The following is a 23,718-nucleotide window of genomic DNA, read 5'->3' as shown; positions in this document are numbered from 1 at the left end:
TTTTGCGCTATCAGATATAATTGCTGTTTTGCATTACCCATTTCAATAATGCATTATTGCCTTCATCCAGTTGTAACTTCCGGCAAATAGTATGGCGGTGGTTTTTAATCGTGTAGGGGCTCAGGTACAGGGTGCTGGCAATCTCCTTGGTGGTCTTCTTGTCGCGTATCAGTTGCAGGATGCTCCGCTCGGTATCATTGAACAGGTCGGAATGGCGTACCACTTTATCCCCGCTGGTAATAGTAGGATTGATCCGCTGCATTACCAGTTGTATGCCGGCAAAAAGCTGGGCTTCATCTACCGGTTTAATAATATAATTGGCCGGATGCGTGATGGCGGCCTGTGCTATAACGCTGCGGTTCTGGTAGGAGGTAATAAAGATAACTTCAAACAGGTAATGTTGCCGCAGTCCGGTGATCAGCTCAATACCCGACCGTTCATCGTTCAGGTTAATATCACACAGCAGCAGGTGCGGTCGCATTTCCGCCATAGCAGCTTTTGCTTCTTCTATTGATACGGCAATGCGGGTAGTGCATTGAAAGCCCGACAGCAATTGCTGTTCAATGAACCGGGCTATAATAATCTCGTCTTCTATAATTAATACGCGCACCATATTAAACTGGAATTAGTAATTGATAAGTTAATCCCTGGCCATTTTTAACGGTTATCTTTCCATTCATTTGCCGGGTAAGGTCATGGATCAGCGAAACCCCCATCGTGGCCTTTTTGTCAGCTTCGTCATGGGCCATCCCTTTACCATTATCTGCATACAGGAACTGTATGCTATGATCGTCTGCGGACGCTACGGCTATATTAATGGCAGGGGTGTGGTGATCGGTAAATGCATACTTGAAAGAATTGGTCAGCAGTTCGGTCAGGATCAGGCCGAATGACAAGGCCTGCTTTCCCTGCAACTGTATGGAGCCGCTGACATCCTGTACAATATGGATCCTTTTCTTGCTGTCGTATATGCGCTGCAGGTGATCAGTGAGCTCCCTGGTAAATTCACTCACGTGTACCGTGGATTGCTCTTCGAACCGGAACAGTTTTTCATTCACCAGCATCATGGCCTTTATCTTGCCCATATTGCCCCTTAATATCTCGCGCGATGCCTCATCGCTTACTACAGGCACCTGGAGGCTGCTGAGGCTGTACAACAATTGCAGGTTGTTCTTTACCCGGTGGTTCAGTTCATTGATCAGCGTTTCGATCTTGGTATGCTTATTGGCCAGCAGCAGCTTTTGTTCCATCAGGTTGCGGTTGGAGATACTCAACTCTGAGGTGCGGGTTTCTACCTTCTGTTCCAGTATGGCATTCTGATGTTGTTGCAGGCGGTTAAGTGCTGCCAGGGCTGCATGTTTGTCTATTTCATGTTGCCGCAGCTCTTCTTTCAACCCGGTGGCAAACAATAAAAAGACGGCCAGGGTAGTGAAGTTAGAAATATAAGGCGCTGTTATTAACGATCTTTCCCGCAGGATGGCTGAGCTAAGTACAATATACGCGCCTGCTACAAAGAACAGCAACAGGCCATACGCCATATACCGCTGTGCACGGGTAAGCCGGCGCCAGCATATCCACAGGGAGGCAATAATAAAGCTGAAGGGAAGTGCAAAGGAGCACAGGTTAATATTATTGGCCAGGTTAAAATTGCCGGTGAAGTAATCAATGCACAGACCGGTAATGGTGAGCACCACCAGTTCCACGATCAGTATCTTCCCCACTTTATAGAGCACCGGGTTGCATTGCTTCATCTTCCAGAAATCCATCAGCAGCATATAAATACCAAAGCTGCCCAGGTGCACAAAGCTCACGTTGAACAACCAGCCAATGAAGGGATTTTCCGGGAAAAACCATTCTATCAGGTAGCCTCCTGTGGCAAGGCCATACAATCCTATGCCCGTCATATAGCACAGCAGCCATAAATAGGGTCTGAAACGGCTTACCAGCCAGGATAAAATGGCATACACCAGGAACAGGAATACAGCGCCGTGCGAAAAGGCGTCAATCAGTTCCAGGCGATGCAACTGATGCATAAAGGCATCTTTTTGCCGCAGGGTAAAATTGAATACCGGCCGGTAGTGCTTGGTATGGTGCACCTTTAGTAACAGCTCATACGTTTGCCCGGGTTGCAAAGGCAATAAACTATACTGGCGGCCGTCATTCGGGGCCAGGTGGCTCCGCGCACGGAAGGCGCCGGCCTGCTTATGCAGTATGCACTGCCGCCCCTGGTAAAGATATACATCCACGAAAGTAAGGCTGCTGAAGGAAAGCATCATATCGGCCACCGATCCCATGTCATTACGCACCGGCATACGCAGCCAGTAAAAACTTACCGGCGATTGTCGCTGCAGCAGGTCCACCGGAACAAACCGGCTACTGTTGTTGTGCGCAATAGCTGTATCGGAAGTCTGTGTGGGGTCTTCCCAAACCGACAAATAGGGAGTGAGTTTAATCTTTTGGGTGATCTGTGCAGGGGAATATAATGTTAACGTGTCTGCCTGGCATATAATAGCTGGCAGACAACAGAGCAGTAACCATACTACATGTTGTCGGGCGAGGGGGGGGATCAACATATACGCAAAAATACAATATACGGAATCCCATTCAAAAAATGCCTTATCTGAAAACAGAACCCCGGGGTCTGTTTTCAGATAAGGCAAAAATGGAGAGGCTTGCTTATTTAATTCTTCTCAGCACCGGGATGCCCACAATACCCGCAATATCCCGGTAATCAATATCCTGCCTGGCGCCGGTTGCCTGAAAACGGTATTGCCGTCCGGTAACATTACCGGTAACTGTCAGGGCTGTCTTGCCGGTGTATTCAAAACTTGCGTAGTTGTACGTTTGTACAGGAAGCTTCAATGCCTGCCTGGGCGTACCCGGCGTAGCTTGTTGTGCATACTCCGTTCTTTTATTGCCACAATTACACATGATGGGTAACAATTATTGTTGAAAGGGTTGATTAATCTTCATGCCAGGTGGCTGTATTATTGTTGTTGTTTCCTTTGGTGGTAGCCTGTTCCAGCAGGCAGGCGGCGCCCGATAAGGCCAACCATAGTAATATCTTCTCCCACCAGCGCGGGCCCAGCCAGATGCCGAAAGGCAGCGCTACCCATATACTCACGCAATAAAAACAATCCAGCAGCTTGCCAAAAAATCCCTTGCCCGCTTGCTTGCGCAGGAGAAAGATCATGTCAAATGGCCCATCCTCTTTGGCCAGTAAATGGGTCAGCCGCCAAACGACCAGGGCTGATACAATGAAATAAAACCAATCTATATTCATAGTAGTATAAATGCAATGCCTGCATTAGGATAGTGTTGGAGTTGCCTCTATGGCAACTCCAACACTAAGCATGGATGATCAGCAGATACCAACGCCAATTGAATACTCAGTCAGGTTGTTATGCGCATATCCATGGTAGCAACCGACAACTGTTCGCTTCCAGGCCCTGAGCTCGAATTGATAACAACAGGGTATCGGGAATGCCTCTGTCACATTGATCCTTAACGTGTATTTACCACCGCCCCAATGAGGTGCAGTTGCTCCCTGCGAAAGGGCTACGCCATACGTACCATTTGCATCGCCTGCATTCCAGCCGGTTTGAATACCAGCCACCAGCGGTGTAACGGATGAACTGGGCTGGTCCAGCAGGTTCACTACGCTGCTCAGTCCATAAGTAGCCACCAGCGAATAACCGCCCAGGTGCTTGTCCGGATCATTCGCCAGGAAATCAATCTCCAGTATACCATCCTGTGCATTCACCGTATCGCATGGATTCACCTTTACACCATTGATGCGTACTTCACTGATATGGGTGTCGGGCTCCAGCGTACAGGTGTGTATGCCACCTCCGCAGTTATGGCTTGGGTCATGGCCCACTGCTGTTACCACGCGGTTATCAAAGGTGAGCACCAGGTTATTGTCTTTTTCTGTGCCACAAACAGGTATTACCTTCGGGTTAATCAGTTCACCGCTTCCACCCAACTGCCAGCCTACTACCCGGAATTGATAAGTACCGTCTGCAAACTTTGTACTGTCAAGCGGCAACAATAGTGTCTCGTTCACGATCCAGAACCGGAAGCCGGAACCTGGCCACCAATCCCCATAATGGGTATTTTCAAAATGCTCACGGCTTTCTACGACGGTGTGTGGAACAGATGCTGCATCCGGCATAGTAACAAACGGGAATGGTTCATCTCCGGTCGTAGCGCCCGGTAACAACATCCACCGGCGTGAGAAACTTACTGCAGCGCCCGGTGGTACGGGGCCCCAGGTTGCTCCGTTGAAAAACTCCACTTCATAATAATCTACACCAATCATATCGCCCGTATTCTTGGTAATGGTGACCGTATCAGCATAAGGCCGGTCGCCATTATACGTGGTGCTGCCGGGAACTACGCCACCGGGGCGCAGGTATCCTGCAGGGGCAGCGGGTGCTCCCAGGTTACCGCCTATTTCATTAATGGGATCGCCGCATACCTGTGTGATGAGCAAACATTCTCCTTCATCGCATACTTGTCCGGGAGGACAGATGGGCCGGCAACAGGCTTTCTCATTGGCGATCAGGGTTACATTCAGCGGATTGGGAATATCCCAGCGGGTATCTGATACATCTTCATCTACGATCACGGTGCCGGGCGTGATACAATCCTGGGTAACCTTGAAAATAATATCGGGTGTGCAATCCCACCAGGGACGCCAGGGCCACCAGGGCCAGATGCGCAATTGCGCCAGTTCTGCTGAAACAGGCAACTTCTTCACCAATTGGGTGCGTACTATCTCCAGCTTATCGGCATCGGTTGCGGTCAGCGGTTTATCCAGGTCCAGCCCTTCTTCAGCCAGCAATCCTTTGAAGGCGGATAAGCCGGGCTGACTGCTGGTCAATGGCTGCAACCTTACATTGGGCGCCTGTTGAAGTACTGTATTAATGCGGTCCGTCAGTAAGGGGTTAATATTCCAGGTACGGTACCTCCACCACCACCAGGGCCACCAGCCGCAGCACCAGCGGAATTTTATAGTAAATGCGCCATTAATATCGGTAGTCTCGCAATTGCCTACCTGTTGTATGCTGCTCCAGATCCACCACCTGTCTACATCATAAGCGCATACCTTGGCGCCCGGTACCGGACTGCCATCGGCGCAGATCACACGGCCGGTGATCGTAAAAGTGCGGCACCAGCGCCACCACCACCACCAATAATAAGCGGAGATAAGAATGGGCCTGAGCTGTAATCGCTCTTTGCCTACCCACTGGCGGGCAGATACGGCGAAACTGATCGTCTGTAATCCCTGTATCTCCTGGTCGGTAGCATCTTCCGGACCTACCACCACCTGTAAGGCGCCGGGATGCTCGCTAAAGCTGAAAGTGGCGGCGCCCTGCCCCTTTCCATCTAATTTAGCTACCTGCGATTGGATAGCTCCTTTTTTGTCTTTGACCAATACCTTGACGCCTTTGTCGGGTTTAAAGTCTTCTACCGACGACGCGTCGAGCGGTATTTCAATGGCGTAACGCCCGTTAATCGCTTTACTCATAGTAGTATCCTCCTTTGTTATTAAGGGTTTGTTTAAAAAACGTTGGACACAAGGGTAGTTGCAGGTGAAACAGCCGGACGCATCAGGGCGTGCAACTATGTCACCAATAGCTACCAGCTACTGGTCAGGCCAAATCAATGCAGGGATATCCATTACAGGGCATGGATCGGGGAAAATGAAAGGACAGGTACTTTTCATTAGAGCGGAGAACACAGTCGTGACTAATCATGGAGCGCTTAAGAGGCGGTAAAGTCCGGAGAAGGTTACTGGTAAGTACCAGCAGATAGCTTCCCACATTCAGTCGTGTATGGCTATTGGACGTGTGGTTGCGGGCAGAAGGAAACAAAAGGGTAAAAAATAAATATCCCCAGTTACTCCAACAACAAATAGGACCTCGTAGTAAAATAAAAAAGAAACCCGGCTTAATCACCGGGTTCCTTTTTAAATATAGTGCTGCATCACTGTCAGCTTTTATTCACACAGCTTTATTGTACTGGTACTTTGGGTGCTGAACTGGATCAGCCGCACCTTCTTCGCTTTATTATAATGTAATATCAGTATGCCATAAGCTGTTTGAAAAGCCTCCCAGGTATCGTCTTTCATGAGCGGGTTGCCGAGCCATTTGAATAAGCTATTGCGGCTGGCCCCGATCAGGGGAAGGCTGATCTTGCCTTTGTACTTCTCGCCGATCTCTACATAATCCCGTCCTGTATAGAACGAAATATCTTTATCCTTATAATACACGCCTTCGCCACATTTGGCGCTGTCATTCGTAGTGCTGGTAAAACAGGGAAACTTGCTTTTTAAGTCATGGGCGGTAACGGTGGCCTTCAGACCATTTACCTTTCCATCCAGGATATCCACATCAAAGGCAGGACAGGTTACTTTCACTTTTAACTGGGCCATCGAGGCAAGGGTAGTGGTGAGGCAAAGAGCAATAAGGGCGATCTTTTTCATAAATAATTGATTTTAAAGGGGCATTGCTGCATTAGAGAAGCAATACCTTTCTATATGCAAAATCCTTGCTAAAAATGAGGAGAGCGTACCCCATAATGAAAGAAGGGAGCTTTTCAATGAAGCTCCCTTCCTTTTAATATCATTATTTGTCACCTGATCACATGCCATCCGCCCGCATGGCCCAGATGATCTTTACATGCCGGTAAGCGTTGGCCGATGACCATTCATTATCATAGTTCAATCCATAAGGCCAGAAATGACCGCCGCCGGTGCTAATAACAGCACTCGCTCCATCAAAAGTCTTTATTACATCCACTGCATTGGTGCCGACAAAATTTCCGCCCGAGATATTGGCAGTCCATCCGGAAGATAAACCAACACCATACGTATGGGCTATTTCATGCATAGCAGTGCGTACCGCCTGGTAGCTGGCATTGGGGCCAAAGCGGATATTGCCATTGGTGCTGCCATCAGCAGTGGCCACCCCTGTATTATATTCAACGGTCAGTGTACGGGCAGGCCAATCGGCGCCGGCATTATAGCGGGCAACCGCATCGTTCATCGCGTTGGTAATCCGGGTCTGCACATCCGATGGCACACCGGTACTGGTAAGTGTCCACGATAATTGTCCGTTGAAAGTAACCTTCAGCAAAGCCCATTGCTGGTTTTCCCCGCCCCAATAACCCCATTGGGCAACATTGGCGCCATCGTCTACGGATTGTCCGGCTACATCCAGGTCCTTACCGCTGTTCCTGTTCACGATGCGATAGTACCCGCTACCGATACTAATAAATTGCCATTGCTGGTTGTTGGCGCCGGAGTAGTCGTAGATGCTTACATCATCTCCATCAGCCGTTCCTGCGTTCACTACTTCCAGTGCTCTTCCGCTTGGTACACCGATAATGGAGTAGTACCCGCCGGAGAGCTGGGTAAGCGTCCATCGTTGATTGGTGCCGCCGTTGCCGCCCCACTGCAGGATATTGGCGCCATTGGCTGTGTTGCCCGCTGCCACATCCAGCAGTTTGCCGCTCTTGCGGTTCACAATGAGGAAGGTGCCATTGGAGGCCGTTTGCAATGGTTCTGTAGCGGGCACTTTAGCGGCCGCCAGAGAACCGCCCTTTACTTTTCCCGGAACTTCTTCTTTTACTGCGGCTTCTTCCTGCGCAACAGGCGCTTCTTTTTTACAGCTTGCAGAAAATAACAGGGCGCCTGCTAACAGTAACCCTGAAAAGCGTGAGATAGTGGATCTGATTTCCATAAAAGGTTTAATTTAATTGACCGGACATGCGCATGCTACACGTCCTGGTTGGGTAGAACAGGGCATGCCTGACCTGCTTCTTTGGAAGCGGTCACCTGTTAGCTGAAGTTACCGGGGAACGAATCACAACACCGAGGTCTGATTGGTAGAATAAGGGGGGCATTTTGAGAAATGACAATAAAAAAAAGGGTGCCGCTGACTGTTGGCACCCTTTGATAATTACACAGACAACAATTACTTTACTGATTCCATCCTCCACCCAATGCCTGGTAAATGTTCACCATGGCATTCATCTGCTGCTTTTTGGTTTCGATCAGTTCAAACTTCGATTCCAGCGCATCGCGTTGTGTCATCAGCACTTCCATATAATCTGCCCGTGCCGATTTGAAAAGGTCATTTGAAATAGTAATGGACTGGGTCAGCGCCTCCACCTGCTTCGATTTCAGGTCATAACTCTTTTCCAGGTTATTGATCTTTGCCAACTGGTTGGCCACTTCCACGTATGCGTTCAGGATGGTACGTTCGTAATGGTAAGCAGCCTGTATCTGCTTCGCATTGGCATTGAAATACGTAGCCTTGATCGCATTCTTATTCACCAGCGGCGCCACTAATTCCCCCGCCAGGGAATACAATAGGGATTGAGGCGTTCTTAACAGGTAGGCCGGATTGAATGCCTGGTAACCGATGGACGCTGAAATACCTAAAGAAGGATAAAACTGCGCTTTGGCCACCTGTATATCCAGTCTCGCGGCCGCCAGTTCCAGTTCGGCCCGTTTAATATCGGGACGATTAGCCAGTAACTGTGATGGAAGACCGGCATGAATGGCGCCGGGCATCGCATTGTTAAAAGCCTGCACATTCCTGGCAACAGGTTGCGGATACCGTCCCAGCAGGAAATTGATCCTGTTCTCGGTTTCCGTGATCCTTTGCTGAATGTCATACTGAAGGCTCCTGGTATTGAGTACTTCGGCTTCAAACTTACGCACCGCCAGTTCCGTAACCCGCGTAGCTTCTTTCTGCGCCTTTACGATCTCCAGGGCATTCGTCTGGATCTCAATATTCTGCTTTACAATCTCCAGTTGATTATCGAGCGCCAGTAATTCATAGTATGCATTAGCGATCTCGGCAATCAGGGTAGTCACCACGAAGTTCCTGCCTTCCACGGTAGCCAAATACCTGCTTACGGCTGCTTTCTTTGCATTGTGCAGCTTGTGCCAGATATCCACTTCCCAGGTAGCGTAGGCGCCCAACAGGAAATCCGGTAGTGGGTCCGGCGTTTCTTTGCCCGGCTTAATTTCAATATTGGCTTCACTGGCGCCCCGGCTGGTGTACCTGCCTACCTTTTCAAATCCGGCAGCCCCCTTTACACCTACAAAGGGTAAATACTCTCCTTTCCGGGCCCTTATTTCATTCCGGGCAACCTCAATTTCCTGTAACGTGATATTGAGTTCCTGGTTATTTTTCAAAGCCGTATCAATCAGGGCTACCAGGCTGGGATCGGTAAAATAGGACCGCCACTGCACCGTTGCTGAGTTGGTGGAATCGGGTGAGCTGGTATAACCTGCAGGCACTGTTTTGTTCTCCGTTTTCCCAACCAGCACGGGAACCTGGCAAGCTGTATAGGCCAGGGCCATGCAGCTTATCCCTATATACTTGTATAATCTGTTTCTAAACATTGTGGTCAATTTCTTCTGTTAAGGGATTTTCTTCTTCATCTTTAATGAGCTTCCGCTTTTCTGCCATTTTGCCGAAGACGTAGTACAACCCCGGAATGACGATCACCCCGAATACTGTTCCGAGCAACATACCACCTGCAGAGGACGAGCCGATGGTACGGTTACCAATGGCGCCCGGGCCCGTAGCGAAAAGCAGCGGGATCAGGCCGGCGATAAAGGCGAGGGAGGTCATCAGGATCGGACGGAAACGCACCTTGGCGCCTTCTATCGCGGCTTCCAGTACGGTAGAGCCTGACCGGTGTTTCTGAACGGCAAACTCCACGATCAGTACGGCATTCTTACCCAACAGGCCCACGAGCATTACCAGCCCCACCTGGGCATAAATATCATTGGCCAATCCCATGGCCTTGATCAATAAGAACGATCCGAAAACGCCTGCAGGCAGGGAAAGGATTACCGCAAATGGCAGCAGGAAGCTTTCGTATTGTGCCGCCAGGATCAGGTACACAAACCCTAATACGATCAGGAAAATAACGATTGCTTCATTACCACGTCCTGCTTCATCTTTGGAAAGACCTTCCCAGTCGATGGCATAACCACGTGGCAGTGTTTTCTCTGCCACCTCCTGGATCACTTTGATGGCTTCACCACTGCTATAACCCGGAGCAGGCTCGCCCCTGATAGCAGATGAGTTGTACATATTGTACCGGGTGATCTCATTTAATCCATGCGACTTTTTGATCTTCATGAACGCTGAATAAGGGACCATCTCATCATGCTCACTCTTTACATACAACTTCAGCAGGTCGTCTGGCAGCGCCCTGTATTCGGGGGATGCCTGAACGAATACTTTGAAATAAGTACCGAACCGGATGAAACCAAGTTCATAGCTACTGCCTATCAGCACCGACAGGTTGTCCATCGCTTTACCAATGGACACGCCTTTTTGCATGGCTGCCTGGTTGTCTATCTCCAGTTCGTATTGAGGATAATTGGCACTGAAAAAAGTGAATAAGCCCGTCAGCTCTTTACGTTCCCGCAACGCTGCCATAAAATCATCGTTCACCTTTTCCATGTCCTTGAAATCATCGCTGTTTGTCTTATCCAGGAGGCGTAATGCGAAACCGCCTGCAGCACCGTAACCCGGTACGGCCGGAGGTCCGAAGAACTCGATCGTTGCCCCGGGAATTTCCCTGGTCTTTTCTTCCAGTTCATGGATGATCTCATTTACCGAGTGCTTACGCGCTGACCAGTTTTTCAGGTTGATCAAACAGGTACCGGCATTGGAACCCCGGCCCTCCGTTAACACCTCGTAACCTGCCAGTGCGGAAACAGATTGAATGCCTTCTACATGCTCCGCTATCTCCTGCACTTCCCGGGCCAAATGATTGGTCCTTTCCAGTGTAGAGCCGGGAGGCGTTTGGATGATGGCGTAGATCATGCCCTGGTCTTCGTTGGGAATAAAGCCGGCGGGCAGCGTTTTGCCAATGCCGAATATGCCGAAACCAAAAGCCAGCAACATGCCGAAAGTGATCAACCGGCGGTTGGCAATCAGCTTTAACAGTCCTGCATACCTGCCCGTCAGTTTTTCGAAGCCCCTGTTGAAGGCGTCAAGGAATTTATCGATCGGTGTCTTTTTCTTAGGTTTTCCATGTGTATTCTTCAATAAGATGGCGCAGAGCACCGGCGTAAGGGTCAACGCTACCACGCCAGACAGTACGATGGCCGTGGCCATGGTAATGGAGAACTGCCTGTAGAATATACCTACCGGGCCCGACATAAAGGCAACGGGGATAAACACCGCTGTCATTACGAACGTGATGGCCACAATGGCGCCACTGATCTCATGCACCACTTTATAAGTAGCCTGGTACGGCGAGAGGTTCTCTTCATGCATCTTGGCGTGTACGGCCTCGATCACCACGATCGCATTGTCTACCACGATACCAATGGCCAGCACCAGCGCGAACAAAGTGATGAGGTTAATGTTCAGTCCGAAAAGCTGCATGAAAAAGAAGGAGCCTATCAGCGATACCGGAACGGCCAGTGTGGGGATAAGGGTAGAGCGCCAGTCGCCCAGGAACAGGAATACCACGATGGCCACCAGTATGAAGGCCTCTCCCAGTGTATGCACTACCTTTTCAATAGAAGCATCCAGGAAGGTAGACACGTCATAACTGATCTCGTAATCCATGCCCGGAGGAAAAGAACTGGCCTTGATCTCATCCAGTTTTGCTTTGAGACTTTTAATTACATCACTGGCATTACTACCATACGTTTGCTTCAATACGATCGCTGCCGAAGGGTGGCCGTTGAGGTTGGAATAAATATCATAATATTCACTGCCCAGCTCCACATCGGCTACATCTTTCAGGTGAAGCATTTCGCCGTTGGAGTTGGCGCGGATAATGACATCCTTATATTGCTCCGGCTGGTTATACCTTCCCTGGTAGGTCAACACATATTCCAGCGCTTCTGAACGTTTACCATCACTTCTGCCCAACCTGCCGGGTGAACCAATAATACTTTGACTGCCCAGCGCTTCCATCACTTCGTCTGTAGATACATTGTAGGCACGCATCCGGTCGGGCTTCAGCCATACCCGCATGGCATATTGCCGGCTACCGAGGATCTGGGCGTTACCTACACCGGTTACCCGTTTTAATTCATTTAAAATATTAACGTTGGCATAGTTGTAGAGAAACTTTTCATCTGCTTTGGGATCTTTACTATACACGTTAACATACATCAGCATGTTGGGCTGTAAGATATTAACGATGATACCTTCACGCTGTACCAGTACAGGCAACCTGTTTGTTACCTGCTCAATGCGGTTCTTAACGTTTACCACGGCCTGGTTGGGATCGGTACCAAGATCAAAAACCACCTGTATATTGGCCTCGCCGGCACTCGTGGCGTCAGAGGTCATATACTTCATACCCGGCACACCGTTAACGGCTTTCTCCATCGGAATGAGCACAGACTTAACCAGCACATCAGCACTGGCGCCGGGATAAGATACACTAACGATCACCCTGGGCGGCGCAATAGAAGGGAACTGCGAGGTGGGCAGGGTGTTAATGGCCAGTACGCCCATGAAGATAATCATAACCGATATGACTATCGCAAAGACCGGCCGTTTCATGAATATATTAAACATCGCTTGCTTTTTTGGGTACTTGGATTATTCTGTTGGCAACTTTAAATGCGTGATTACCGACTGTGGCTCTTCGAAATCAAAAGCTATCTTATCATTGTTCTTTACTTTCCGTATGCCTTCCAGCAATATCTTATCGTTTTCAGCTATACCTTCTTTGATTACATATAAGTCCGGCATTTCAGCGCCAATGGTAATGGGCGTTAACTTCACTACGTTGTTTTTATCTACGATATACACATACTTCTTGTCCATGATCTCAAGCGTTGCTTTCTGCGGAATGATCAGGGCATCTTTAAACTGCTCTTTCAGGAGTATATTACCGGTTTCTCCATGCCTTAACAATCCTTCCTGGTTGGGAAAGGTGGCCCTGAAGGCAATATTGCCGGTTTCATTGTTAAACTCACTTTCAATAGTCTCCACCACACCGGGATGTTTGAACACTTCATTATTGGCCATTAACAGGTTTACTGCCAGCTTCCCTTTTGTTTTGGCCTGGGCCTGGAAGTCGAGGTATTCAGGTTCGGAAACATTGAAATACACCCACATCTGGCTGTTGTCACTCAGGCTGGTGAGCAATTCACCTTCTTCTACAAGGCTGCCCAGCTTTAAATGGAGGCGGTCTACCAGTCCATCAAAGGGGGCTCTTATATTCGTAAACTCCAGGTGCACTTTGGCCAGTTCCAATTCAGCTTTTGCTTTGCCGAGCTTGGCCTGCGCCATGGCCAGTTCATTTTTCGACACGATGTTTTTCTCCGCCAGGGGTTGGGTATTCTGCACTTCAATCTCTGCGGCGTTCACTTCCGCCTGTGCTTTCTGCAGCTCAGCCTCATAGATCTTAGGCATGATCTTGAACAGGAGTTGTCCTTTCTTTACAAACTGGCCTTCGTCTACATAAATATTCTCCAGGTAACCTTTTTCCTGGGCCCGCAGTTCAATATTGCGTATGGACCGTATCTGGCACACGTAATGATTGGTGACGGTGGTGTCCATCTTCAAGGGGCCGGTAACCAGAAATTTGGTGGCTTCTTCTTTCTTTTCTTCCTTGGGTTTGCAGCTTGTATGACACAATAAAGCACACAAGCCCATGAGCATGAAAATTCTCTTCATAATAATTAATGGGGGCTTATCCCTGGGTTGGTTGATAATTCTTTTTTGAATGGTGCGTACAACACCTGACTCCTGTAGCTAAGTGCCATGGAGGCCAAACCGTAAAAAATGAATGGCAGAAAAGTCAGGCAACTTCCGGTTGCCTGCCGGGGAATATAACATCATATCCTGATTACCCGGTGCAGGATAAATTTATAAGAAGAGGTTCTCGAGAAGTGTTCACAGAAGGGTAAGCGGTTGCAGCCGTTGCAATAATCGCCTCCCGGCTCCGGGGCGTATAAATAGGAGATAGGATAATGACTGGTGCCTCCCTGTTTTTTGGAGGATGCTGATTCGTCATCTTCCTCAATTTCTACAGCAATGATGATCTCATTGGTCTTATTGCCGGTATCTGAAGACCCGGCCTTACTCACCGTGACTTCACCGCCTAGCTGGCGGGAATAGCTGGCATGTACGGAGCTGTGTGCTATTCTTTTACGGGAATAGCCCAAATGCCCCTGATTTGCAGGCGCATATCCTCCCCAGAAGAGAAAACACAGCGATAAAATAAATCTGATTAAAAAACTCATCATCTGGCCTCAGAAATGATAACAGTCTATCAATGCCGCTAAAAAAAATAAAGCCTTTCTTTTTAAATGGAAAGGCATCGTTTTCTCCTGCCACATTGTTGAAACATTCAATGGATGATCTGTATCCTATGGCAAGCGTAGTAAAATTAGTAGTAAAGGTGAAAAGGTGGTAGCCTGCTTTTGTAAATGACTTGTTAACGCGGTTAACATACGGCTGCCTACCTTCACCCTACCATTGCCTCCGGCTGTTCCCCGGAGCATCCCTGGAAGACAAGCTCTATAAGACCTCTATAGTTGCTCTGTAAAAGCTCTATAGGAGCTCTATAACTTTTTTGAGAGTTTTGGACTTTTAGTATATTTAATTTTATCCAAATCAGTTGCTTATGAGACAGGGTATAGGACTCTTTTTCCTGGTAATCATCCACATTTCCGTAACCGCTCAGTTTAGCGAAAGAACTTCTGCCTACAATCCACAGGACCTTTTCCCTGCCCTGCCTGTTTTGCCGGCCGGCAATATGTACCGTACCGCTCATGGCGAGCCCGGACCGGCTTACTGGCAAAACCGTTGTAACTATACCATCGATGCCCTGTTGGATGATGAGCGCAATATTATTCATGGTACTGAGACCATTACTTATACCAATCATAGTCCCCGTTCCTTGTCTTACCTATGGCTGCAATTGGATCAGAACGTATTTAAGCCGCATTCAAAAGGGCTGGATGCAAAGCTTTTCCTGGACAGTAATAACGCCAAACTGGGGAAAACTTTCGAAGGTGGATTTGCTATTAAGGCCATTCAATTGATTCCCCAAAAGGAAAATAAAGCAGATACGGTGAATGCCGACTACCTGGTGGATGATACCCGGCTGCAATTGCGGTTATCGCAGCCATTGGCTGCCGGAGGTACCATCAGCATTAAGATCGTATACAGCTATATCATTCCCCGCTTTTTCTACAATGCCGACTTTAATGTGAACAGAACAGATATCATGCCCACCCCAAACGGGAATATTTATTCCATGGCACAGTGGTATCCCCGTCTTTGTGTATTGGATGATGTAGAAGGTTGGAATACCCTGCCTTACCTGGGTAATGGCGAATTTTACCTGGAGTATGGCGATTTTAACGTCAACATTACCTTGCCGTCTGCTTACATTGTATCGGCCTCCGGTGAATTATTAAATCCGGCAGCCGTATTAACGCCCCTTCAGTTAAAGCGCTGGCAACAGGCCCAGAACAGCGATACCAAAGTATTTATCCGTACGCCTGAAGAAGTTACGAGTGCAGCTTCAAGACCATCACGGCCCACCTGTACCTGGAAATTCCGGATCAAAGATAGCCGTGATTTTGCCTGGACCGCTTCAAAAGCTTTTGTATGGGAAGGTATTCGCATCAACCTGCCCGGCGGGAAAAAAGCATTCGGGATTTCTTTATATCCCGTAGCTTCCAAACTGCCGGGAAGCTGGGACAGATCATCGGAGTATATCAAATATACCATCGAGTATTTTTCTAAAAAGTGGTATCCCTATCCTTATCCCTGTGCGGTCAATGTTGCCTCCAACCTGGATGGCATGGAATATCCCGGTATTGTATTTTGTTCTGCCAAAGATACCGGCAATGATTATTGGCGTGTAGTAAACCATGAACTGGGACATACCTGGTTCCCAATGATCGTTGGCAGCAATGAACGCAAGTACGCCTGGATGGATGAAGGGTTCAACATGTTTATTGATTACCTGGCCTGCGAGGATTTTAACCAGGGTGAGTTTGCAGGATATGCTCCTTTGGCGCCACCGGCGGCCGCTTATTTTGCCGACAGTGCAGTGCCGATGCTTACCAGGCCGGATGCGATAAAAGGAGATATGATCCTTTCCTCACAATACCTGAAAGTAGCTTACCTGCTTGGTTTGCTGAGAAACCATATTGTAGGGGGAGAGCGATTCGATTATGCGTTTCGTCATTACATCCGGCAATGGGCTTTTAAACATCCCACGCCCTGGGATTTTTTCCGCTGCATGAACAGCGCTACCGGCGAAGACCTTACCTGGTTCTGGAAGGAGGCATTTATGGAAAATTACAAGCTCGATCAGGCTGTTGCTGCAGTGCGGTATGATGCATCCAAAGCCGCTGAGATCATTATTGAGAACCTGGAAAAAGCAGCTATGCCACTGGTTGTTGAAATCTCTACTGTAAGCGGTAAGAAAACACGGCATACATTCCCGGTGGAGATCTGGCAATATGATTACCGGTATGTTTTTAAAACAGGTATTAGGGAGCCTGTTTCCAGTGTAACAATAGATCCTGACAATGTATTTCCCGACCATAACAGGAGCAATAACAATTGGAAGCAGCCGTAGGGATTTACTGTTTTTGCTTCCACTTCAGGCTGGACCTTTATCATTGAGTTTTCCCTCTTCAGATACAATAAAGGGATCATTGACATACAATGTCCCGAAAGGGTAGTGCAGATCATTTATTTTGGCTCATAATTGAAAATCCCAATATATTATGAAGCCACTTGTACGCCCGGGGCATGCAAATATCTATTTATTTGCTGCGCTGCTAACCGCTATCTTGTTGCCTGGTGAAATCTTACGCGCACAGAGTTGCCCGCCTGCGGTAGCTACATCGATCAGCTCCTTTCCCAATACGTACTATCCTGGCACAACCGCAGTGGCATCTGCGGGGAGCACCAGCATTACACTGGGGGCGGCTACCTACGGCACTGTCCCCATCAGCGCATCGGATATTGTATTAATTATACAAATGCAGGGAGCGCAGATATTTACCAACAACAATGCTAACTATGGCAGTGGCACCGGTGTTGGGCGTGGCTATAGGAACAACGCATCGCTGAGGGCGGGTAATATGGAATATGCAGTGGCCACCAACGCTGTTGGTATAGGCGGTGGTACGCTTACCCTTCAATCGGGGTTGACAAACAGTTACCAGAATTCGAATTATGGCGCCGATGGGCAATATCGTTACCAGGTTATCCGCGTGCCGGTATATTATAATATTACGTTAACAGGCACTGTAACCGCTCCTGCCTGGAATGGAACAACGGGCGGCGTTGTACTGCTGTGCGCTGTTAATGTCCTTAATATGAACGGGCAATTGATCAATGCTACCGGCCGGGGATTTCGTGGGGGAGGGGGACTCAGACATAGTAATCCCAATAACGGGGGCGCAGCTACAGATTATAGGGTGGCTTCCACTTTGAATACCTGCGCTACCAAGGGAGAAGGGATCGCGGGAACACCCCGTTATCTCTTCGCCAGCGGCAATACCACGCTGGTAGATCTGACGGCTGCACTGGAAGGTTACCCGAACGGTTGCCGGCAACGCGGCGCACCGGGTAATGCAGGAGGAGGAGCCACCGACGGCAATCCGAATAGTAATAGCAATAATGCCGGTGGCGGTGGTGGTGGCAATGGCGGCATTGGGGGCGGAGGCGGCAGAAGTTGGTCTTCGCAACTCTTTTCCGGCGGACTGGGAGGCGCCGCATTTGCGGAGGTAAGTCCCACACGGCTGGTGATGGGCGGCGGTGGTGGCGCAGGCAGTACCGATGGTGGTACAGGTACCCCCAACCTTGGTTTGGCCAGCAGCGGCGCTCCCGGGGGTGGAATCGTTATAGTCCGGGCCGGCAGTATATTCGGGACCGGTACTATTACGGCTAATGGGGCAGCCCCTAACACGACCCTGTTAAATGATGGTGGAGGTGGGGGAGGCGCCGGCGGCAGCGTATTGATCGTTGCAGGGAGTGGCCTTGGCGGTGTTACTGTAAATGCCAATGGGAGCAATGGGGCCAGTAACACAGGAGGAGGCTCTCCGCATGGCCCCGGCGGTGGTGGCAGTGGTGGTGTTATTTACAGCACTGCCTCCCTCAACGCTTCCAGTTCGGTGACGGGCGGCGCTGCCGGCACTACGCAGGGTATTGCGCCTGCCACGTTTGGAGCCACTGGCGGTAATGCAGGCATTCTGCAGGTTGTCGCGACGCCGGCATTTCCGCTCACCTGTACGATACTTGCCACTACACCCTCACCGGTTCCGGCTTTGACGGCTGTGGCGAACGACAAACGGATAACGGTAACACCTAATCCTATTGATACCGATGCCAGTATACGCTTTTTGGCAGCGCACCCTACGAAGCTGACTGTCCAATTGGTGAGTTTGCAGGGAAATACTGTTTTCTCCATGCAGTACCAGGCGCGCAAGGGTAAGAACACCATTTATTTGCATGATTTGCACGCATTACCTGGTGGTATGTACCTGTTGAAGCTGGGAGATGGAACGAATTATGAAAGTACGAAGTTGGTCATCCGGCACTAAGCGGCTGACTAATAAGCCTTGACCCATCCTGACCAGATAAAAGCAAAGGCCCGTATACAACGGGCCTTTGGACTTTTAATATCACACCAGAGCGTGATATTGGATTTTAAACGGACATATGCAGGATAAGGCTTACCAGGGTAATTAATAAGTTCATAAGGTTAGGGATGGTGTAATGCATTATTCTTATTTGTAAAAGTGTAACTGGCAAATAAGTATAATTATAGGGCAATTACATGTTCTGTGCGCAAGTATGTGATTTGTTGCCGGAAATGAGGTAGAATTAATTGGAAAAATGAATAGGAATAAAACGGTGAAACCGGCTAAACGGTTGAATATCTTCATTACGATACCGGTTTCGTACTTTTCCTTCAAAAACATTTGCTATTATTGTAATATTACTATTGATAGCAACCGTTTTCTCCTAACTCCAAAGCCTAACTTATTGAAAAGGATATTAATCGCCGATGATCACACGATCGTAAGAACAGGGGTCAGTGTTCTTATAAAAGCGGAATATTTAAATGTACAGATAGATGAGTGCTACGATGGCAACAGCGCCTGGGAGCATATCCAATCTACCCCATACGACCTCGTTATAATGGACATTAACATGCCTGGTACCGACTCGGTCAGTTTGTTGAAAAACATATTCACCCATCAGCCGAAACTGAAAGTGTTGATCCTTACCATGAGCAGCGAGGAGATCTATGCTAAAAAATACCTGCAATTGGGGGCCATGGGATTCCTTAATAAAGAAGCTGATAATGCTGAGATCCGCAAGGCTATTGCCAGCGTCATGAACAACAGGAAATACATGAGTTCCAAACTGCAGGAAATCATTAACCGTGATGCGCTGGAAGGGGCTGCCGGCAGTTTGTTTGAAAGCTTGTCTGCCCGTGAACTCGAAGTCATGACGCACCTGGTGGAGGGGAAAAATGTGTCGGAGATCGGCGATATATTATCCATCCATATCTCTACCGTTAGTACGCACAAGGCCAACATTCTGCAAAAGTTGAAAGTCAGCAATGTAATAGAACTGACCAGGATGGTAAAGCGGTTTGATATAGCCTGATTAAGCTGTCCTGAAAGTCAGTGTTATCCTGTTGCCTGTTTCGCGGGCATCTATGGCCAGCTTCCCCTGTATTTTGGCTAATAATTCCAGTATGATCTTATAGCCAAACCCATGATCGTTATTATCCGGCTGATAGGTATTGTTAAGGAGTCCCGCTATCAACTCCTTTTCCATGCTTTTGCCGGTATCGGTGATAATAATGTGCACGGCAGAAGCATCCTGCATGGCTTCGATCCGTATTTCCCCATTCAGGGTGTATTTGTTGGCATTATCTGTAAGGTTGCGGATGATCAGCTTTAATATATTGGGATCTGAAACCAGCGTAATAGCAGGAGGGACCAGGTTGAGTATGGTATTGTTGCGCATATCAGCCCCCGGCTCATACAAGGAAACAATACCGCCGGCGATCTCACGAAGAACGATAGTTTCCTGGTTTATAACAAACCCCTCTTTCTGTGCATTGGCCCAGGTCATGAAATCCTGCGTAAATTCATTCAGGTCATTGGTCGCATTCCGGAACTTCAACAGCATGTCGGCCAACTCCGGACGGGAAGCCTTTTGATTATTATCATAAATATGAACGGCCAGCATATTCAGGAAGCGAAGTGGTGAACGCAGGTCGTGCAGGATAACGGCAATCATCTTTTCTTTTACCTGGTTGGTTGCAGACAGTGCCTGCGTCCTTTCTGCTACCTTGTATTCGAGCAGCTCTGCCCTTTTTACCTGGCGGGCGTAACGGAGCCAAAAAATAAAAGAAAGGATACCAGTAGCTGCCAGTGCCACAAGGAGCCGGAACCAGATCGTCTCATACCAGTAGGGGAGTATGGTCCACCCGGTTGTCTTATAGCTATACCGCCCGTAATACTCCTGCTTCCGGATGATGAGCGTATAATTGCCTTTACCCAGACCTGTCAGCACCAGTTTCCCGTCGTCATTCACTGGGCGCCATTTATTGTCCAGTTGCGGTATAGAATACTCCAGGTGCAGGTTGACCGGATTGCCAAAATAAGGGGAGGCGATCGCAAAGACCAATGGGCCGGAGTCCTGCTGCTGTTCAAAATGATCACCGGAGGAAACCTTCCTGTCGTCTGTGATGACCCGGTCTATAAATATGGGATGGTCAGGCGGCTCAATAGATATGCTGTCGGGGTTGAATTGTATCAGCCCGTCGAGGGAGGGAAGGGAAAAATGGCCATTGCGCATAACAATACCACAGGGCGTGCAGCCACCATTGAATTCATTCGTGGTATACCCGGATGACTTGTCGAAATAATAATAAAAGACGTTCTCATTATTGCCGGCTGCGTAGCTATCCAGTTCTTTTTTTGCCACCCTGTACAGGCCTTTATTCGTGGGCAGCCAGAAATTCCCCTGTCTGTCTTCCATGAAACAATGAATGGTGGCCAGGTTGTTCCTGGGATCTATGGGCATTTTGAGGTAACGTCCTCTGTTATACTTATAGAAACCCTGCCCGTAAGTGCCGATCCACACGCTTCCATCCTTCGCTTTGTAGATAGCCCTTACAGAAGCATCCTGTAATGCTAAACGGCGAAGCGTACCCTTTACGAGATCATATGAAAATAATCCCGATGAAGTGCCGATCCATAATTCATTGGGGTGCATTTCACGGATCACCTGTATATCCGCGCCCTGCATCAATGCAGGTGTATCCAGTAAAGTGATGACCTCCTTTCCCCTCCGGCGGAATAACTTATGCAATGTGCAGTACAGGATGTCTTTATTGCTGGCTTCGATGATCGCCATCAGCCAGCCCCCGAGGTATTGAATGGTAACAGGATTGTGCAGGCTGGTGTCAATCCTTTTAAAGGAGTCATAGTTAGAGTACCAGATATAACCGTCAGACGATCGCAGCAGGGCGGGCCGGTCGTACAAACCCGGGGTAGCGACATTTATCTCACTATTCCGGTTCAGGACGCCGGATGAAGTGAGGATGCTGCCATCTGATACTTCTACCTGCGCATACAAGCTATTGACGGCATAGTGATCGCTGGTAAAAAAAAGCCGCCTGAACTGGTGTTTTTTGAGAATATATAATCCGCTGGTGGCCGTGCCTATATATAGCGTGCGGTATACCTCGTCATATATCAGGCAGTTGATATTTCTGATGGAAGTATTGGAGGCCAGTACTTCGAAGTCCAGGACTCCGTTCCGTACATTCAGTAGCAGGATATTTCCTTTATAAATAAGAAATGTATGGCTGCTATCCCTGATGGCATTTACCGTATACTGACTTGGGTACGCCCCTGATTCGGCCTGGCCGAAGATTTCCCTGAGCCTATCACTGCAACCGATTTTTTTTTGCCAGCGGCCCTCCTTATAAGCGTAAATGCGATTCTGCCTGTCAACATAGAAGAAAATGTCTCCTACCATGAACAGGATCTTTAGTGCATGGCCCTCAACTTCGGTCAGCAGATCAACACCGGCTATATGGTCATTAAGGTAATAACAGCTCGAATCTTTTCTTACATAAGCCTGTCGTTCATTTACCGTAACCAGGTCGCCATTAAAGTCCAGACTTTGCAACAGTCCTTTGAAGGCGGTAGAATCATGCCCCCATTTTTTAAAGATGTGGTCATAATAAAACAGGCAATTGCTCCACCGGTTACATTGATAAGGATTGGCAGAAAGAAGGCTGTCTTCCTGTAAACGGTAATCATCTGTTACTGTTAGCATCCGGTGGCCGGAAAAACCAGGTCCTAATACTATCTTTCCCTTCACTTCATTGACCAGGAAACACCTGTTGGTATATAAGGCAGGTGAATTAGCCATATTGTATTCCCGGAAATTCTTTCCGTCGAAACGAACCATGCCCATTTCGGTTGCCAGCCACAGAAAGCCATTGCTGTCGAAGGCCATGTCATTGATACTGTTTTGGGGCAGGGCGTTATCGCTATTATAATTGATAACGCTATATCCACGAAGGTCTGTTTGTCCTTTTGATGACGGAAACAGTAATAGACAAGCGAAGAATTGTAGGATCGATCGCAAAAGGCAGGTGTTTAGTTGGTTATATCTGGAGCAAAGTAATAATAATTTAATATTTCAATTGATGATAATTGTCAAATAGACAGCTTTGGTCTATGGTGAAAATTTAATATATTATGAGGCCACTGGTACAGCCAAAAATCCAACTATTACTACCACACTACCGCATTTAATAGCTCAATTTTGCTGCAGTGTTTTATGTGCTAATGTTTTACAGTGCACAGAAATGATGTTTCTATGAAAATTGAGCCCGAACTGGTAAAAGTCCTGATAGTAGAAGCCGATCCCATGCTGGCCCTGGGGATATCAGTCAGCCTGGAGCAACATGGATATGTAATAGCTGGTATTGCGGAGCAGGGGGAAGAAGCAAGCCGGCTTTTCCGGGAAAATGACGTGGACATTATTTTAATAAATATCCATATCCCGGGTGATAGGGACAGTATTGATACGGTGCATGAATTAATGAAAATAAAGCGGGTACCGGTTGTTTATCTTATAGAGATTGCCGACGACGCCACCATCAGCAGAATTAAACAGACATACCCGGTAGCTTTTCTTACGCAGCCCTATAATAGTAGTAAGGTATGTATTACCACCGAGATGGCCATCCATAATTTCATCACCTGCGGAGAGCAGGATATTATGACAGAAGAACATTCCCTGCTGCCGGCTGCTGTGAAAAGGAACGGGCAGGATGTTACAGACAATGAGATTATTCTGCGGCAGGGGAATTATATTTTCCTGAAGCGCAACTTCCAGTTTGTCAAAATAAACCTCCGTGAAATACTATACATGGAAGCAGAGGGTAATTATGTCCATATTGTTATTAAGGATAAGAAGTTTACTATCCGGCTATCCCTGATGCAGGTAATGCGGCGGATCAATTACAGCAGGTTTGCACGCATCAATCGTTCCTCCGTAGTCAATGTAGATGCTATTCAATCCTTCAATAAGGAACAGGTATGTATTGCCCAATACGAAATTGCTATCGGCAAAAACTATAAAGAATCTTTCTTCAGGCAATTGGGTTTCCGGTAAGGATAAT

At 48.2% G+C, this 23,718-nt stretch carries 16 protein-coding genes; 4 read left to right on the top strand and 12 right to left on the bottom strand.

What is annotated here, in order from left to right; all coding sequences use genetic code 11:
• Window positions 1–10: 10 nt before the first annotated feature.
• The 11 genes from HB364_RS24100 to HB364_RS24050 all read right to left on the bottom strand — a co-directional run bounded on the left by HB364_RS24100 (window position 11) and on the right by HB364_RS24050 (window position 14,182).
• Entirely contained in the window at window positions 11–613 is a 603-nt protein-coding gene (locus tag HB364_RS24100; RefSeq protein WP_208420068.1) for a response regulator transcription factor, read from the bottom strand.
• A 1-nt stretch (window position 614) separates the two neighbouring features.
• Entirely contained in the window at window positions 615–2,435 is a 1,821-nt protein-coding gene (locus HB364_RS24095; RefSeq protein WP_167290888.1) for a histidine kinase dimerization/phosphoacceptor domain -containing protein, read from the bottom strand.
• 241 nt (window positions 2,436–2,676) lie between these two features.
• The gene (locus tag HB364_RS24090) at window positions 2,677–2,931 is read right to left on the bottom strand and encodes a hypothetical protein (RefSeq protein ID WP_167290887.1); all 255 of its coding nucleotides are present in this window, start codon (window positions 2,929–2,931) and stop codon (window positions 2,677–2,679) included.
• Between the two features lie 31 nt (window positions 2,932–2,962).
• The gene (locus tag HB364_RS24085; RefSeq protein WP_167290886.1) at window positions 2,963–3,283 is read right to left on the bottom strand and encodes a DUF1360 domain-containing protein; all 321 of its coding nucleotides are present in this window, start codon (window positions 3,281–3,283) and stop codon (window positions 2,963–2,965) included.
• A 78-nt stretch (window positions 3,284–3,361) separates the two neighbouring features.
• Window positions 3,362–5,533: a transthyretin-like family protein gene (locus tag HB364_RS24080; protein ID WP_167290885.1), complete on the bottom strand. Its 2,172-nt coding sequence runs from the start codon at window positions 5,531–5,533 to the stop codon at window positions 3,362–3,364.
• 471 nt (window positions 5,534–6,004) lie between these two features.
• Complete coding sequence (locus tag HB364_RS24075; RefSeq protein ID WP_167290884.1) at window positions 6,005–6,490, bottom strand: hypothetical protein; 486 nt, start codon at window positions 6,488–6,490, stop codon at window positions 6,005–6,007.
• A gap of 157 nt (window positions 6,491–6,647) precedes the next feature.
• Window positions 6,648–7,748, bottom strand: coding sequence for an RICIN domain-containing protein (locus HB364_RS24070; RefSeq protein ID WP_167290883.1), 1,101 nt, complete (start codon window positions 7,746–7,748; stop codon window positions 6,648–6,650).
• 239 nt (window positions 7,749–7,987) lie between these two features.
• Window positions 7,988–9,424: a TolC family protein gene (locus tag HB364_RS24065; RefSeq protein ID WP_167290882.1), complete on the bottom strand. Its 1,437-nt coding sequence runs from the start codon at window positions 9,422–9,424 to the stop codon at window positions 7,988–7,990.
• Window positions 9,417–12,584, bottom strand: coding sequence for an efflux RND transporter permease subunit (locus HB364_RS24060; protein WP_167290881.1), 3,168 nt, complete (start codon window positions 12,582–12,584; stop codon window positions 9,417–9,419). Before HB364_RS24060 ends, HB364_RS24065 begins: the two co-directional genes overlap by 8 nt.
• A 24-nt stretch (window positions 12,585–12,608) precedes the next feature.
• Window positions 12,609–13,691 (bottom strand): efflux RND transporter periplasmic adaptor subunit, encoded by a 1,083-nt coding sequence (locus HB364_RS24055; RefSeq protein ID WP_167290880.1) that lies wholly within the window; start codon window positions 13,689–13,691, stop codon window positions 12,609–12,611.
• Between the two features lie 161 nt (window positions 13,692–13,852).
• A complete protein-coding gene (locus tag HB364_RS24050; protein ID WP_167290879.1) occupies window positions 13,853–14,182 on the bottom strand; it encodes a hypothetical protein in 330 nt (109 codons plus the stop codon).
• Between the two features lie 461 nt (window positions 14,183–14,643).
• Here HB364_RS24050 and HB364_RS24045 point away from each other — a divergent pair, with 461 nt between their 5' ends.
• From HB364_RS24045 to HB364_RS24035, 3 genes are all read left to right on the top strand, one after another.
• Window positions 14,644–16,617 carry a M1 family metallopeptidase gene (locus HB364_RS24045; RefSeq protein ID WP_167290878.1) on the top strand — a complete coding sequence of 658 codons (1,974 nt, stop codon included), beginning with the start codon at window positions 14,644–14,646 and terminating at the stop codon, window positions 16,615–16,617.
• Window positions 16,618–16,768: 151 nt separating this feature from the next.
• The gene (locus HB364_RS33420) at window positions 16,769–18,592 is read left to right on the top strand and encodes a T9SS type A sorting domain-containing protein (protein ID WP_167290877.1); all 1,824 of its coding nucleotides are present in this window, start codon (window positions 16,769–16,771) and stop codon (window positions 18,590–18,592) included.
• Window positions 18,593–19,037: 445 nt separating this feature from the next.
• A complete protein-coding gene (locus tag HB364_RS24035; RefSeq protein WP_167290876.1) occupies window positions 19,038–19,667 on the top strand; it encodes a response regulator in 630 nt (209 codons plus the stop codon).
• Here the strand turns inward: HB364_RS24035 and HB364_RS24030 are convergent, their stop codons facing one another.
• A complete protein-coding gene (locus HB364_RS24030) occupies window positions 19,668–22,676 on the bottom strand; it encodes a ligand-binding sensor domain-containing protein (RefSeq protein ID WP_167290875.1) in 3,009 nt (1,002 codons plus the stop codon).
• A 234-nt stretch (window positions 22,677–22,910) separates the two neighbouring features.
• Between HB364_RS24030 and HB364_RS24025 the strand changes: the two genes are divergently transcribed.
• The gene (locus HB364_RS24025; RefSeq protein WP_167290874.1) at window positions 22,911–23,711 is read left to right on the top strand and encodes a response regulator transcription factor; all 801 of its coding nucleotides are present in this window, start codon (window positions 22,911–22,913) and stop codon (window positions 23,709–23,711) included.
• The last annotated feature ends 7 nt before the right edge of the window (window positions 23,712–23,718 follow it).

It is taken from the genome of Paraflavitalea devenefica, from assembly GCF_011759375.1.
In the GTDB taxonomy this organism is placed as follows: domain Bacteria; phylum Bacteroidota; class Bacteroidia; order Chitinophagales; family Chitinophagaceae; genus Paraflavitalea; species Paraflavitalea devenefica.
The sequence above is the reverse complement of the archived record's forward strand: the minus strand, read 5'-3'. Positions and strand labels throughout refer to the sequence as shown.

Bases quoted from the DNA above. Each gene is read 5' to 3' on its own strand.
- HB364_RS24100 (WP_208420068.1), bottom strand. From the start codon at position 613: ATGGTGCGCGTATTAATTATAGAAGACGAGATTATTATAGCCCGGTTC.
- HB364_RS24090 (WP_167290887.1), bottom strand. From the start codon at position 2,931: ATGTGTAATTGTGGCAATAAAAGAACGGAGTATGCACAACAAGCTACG.
- HB364_RS24085 (WP_167290886.1), bottom strand. From the start codon at position 3,283: ATGAATATAGATTGGTTTTATTTCATTGTATCAGCCCTGGTCGTTTGG.
- HB364_RS24080 (WP_167290885.1), bottom strand. From the start codon at position 5,533: ATGAGTAAAGCGATTAACGGGCGTTACGCCATTGAAATACCGCTCGAC.
- HB364_RS24075 (WP_167290884.1), bottom strand. From the start codon at position 6,490: ATGAAAAAGATCGCCCTTATTGCTCTTTGCCTCACCACTACCCTTGCC.
- HB364_RS24070 (WP_167290883.1), bottom strand. From the start codon at position 7,748: ATGGAAATCAGATCCACTATCTCACGCTTTTCAGGGTTACTGTTAGCA.
- HB364_RS24065 (WP_167290882.1), bottom strand. From the start codon at position 9,424: ATGTTTAGAAACAGATTATACAAGTATATAGGGATAAGCTGCATGGCC.
- HB364_RS24060 (WP_167290881.1), bottom strand. From the start codon at position 12,584: ATGTTTAATATATTCATGAAACGGCCGGTCTTTGCGATAGTCATATCG.
- HB364_RS24055 (WP_167290880.1), bottom strand. From the start codon at position 13,691: ATGAAGAGAATTTTCATGCTCATGGGCTTGTGTGCTTTATTGTGTCAT.
- HB364_RS24045 (WP_167290878.1), top strand. From the start codon at position 14,644: ATGAGACAGGGTATAGGACTCTTTTTCCTGGTAATCATCCACATTTCC.
- HB364_RS33420 (WP_167290877.1), top strand. From the start codon at position 16,769: ATGAAGCCACTTGTACGCCCGGGGCATGCAAATATCTATTTATTTGCT.
- HB364_RS24025 (WP_167290874.1), top strand. From the start codon at position 22,911: ATGAAAATTGAGCCCGAACTGGTAAAAGTCCTGATAGTAGAAGCCGAT.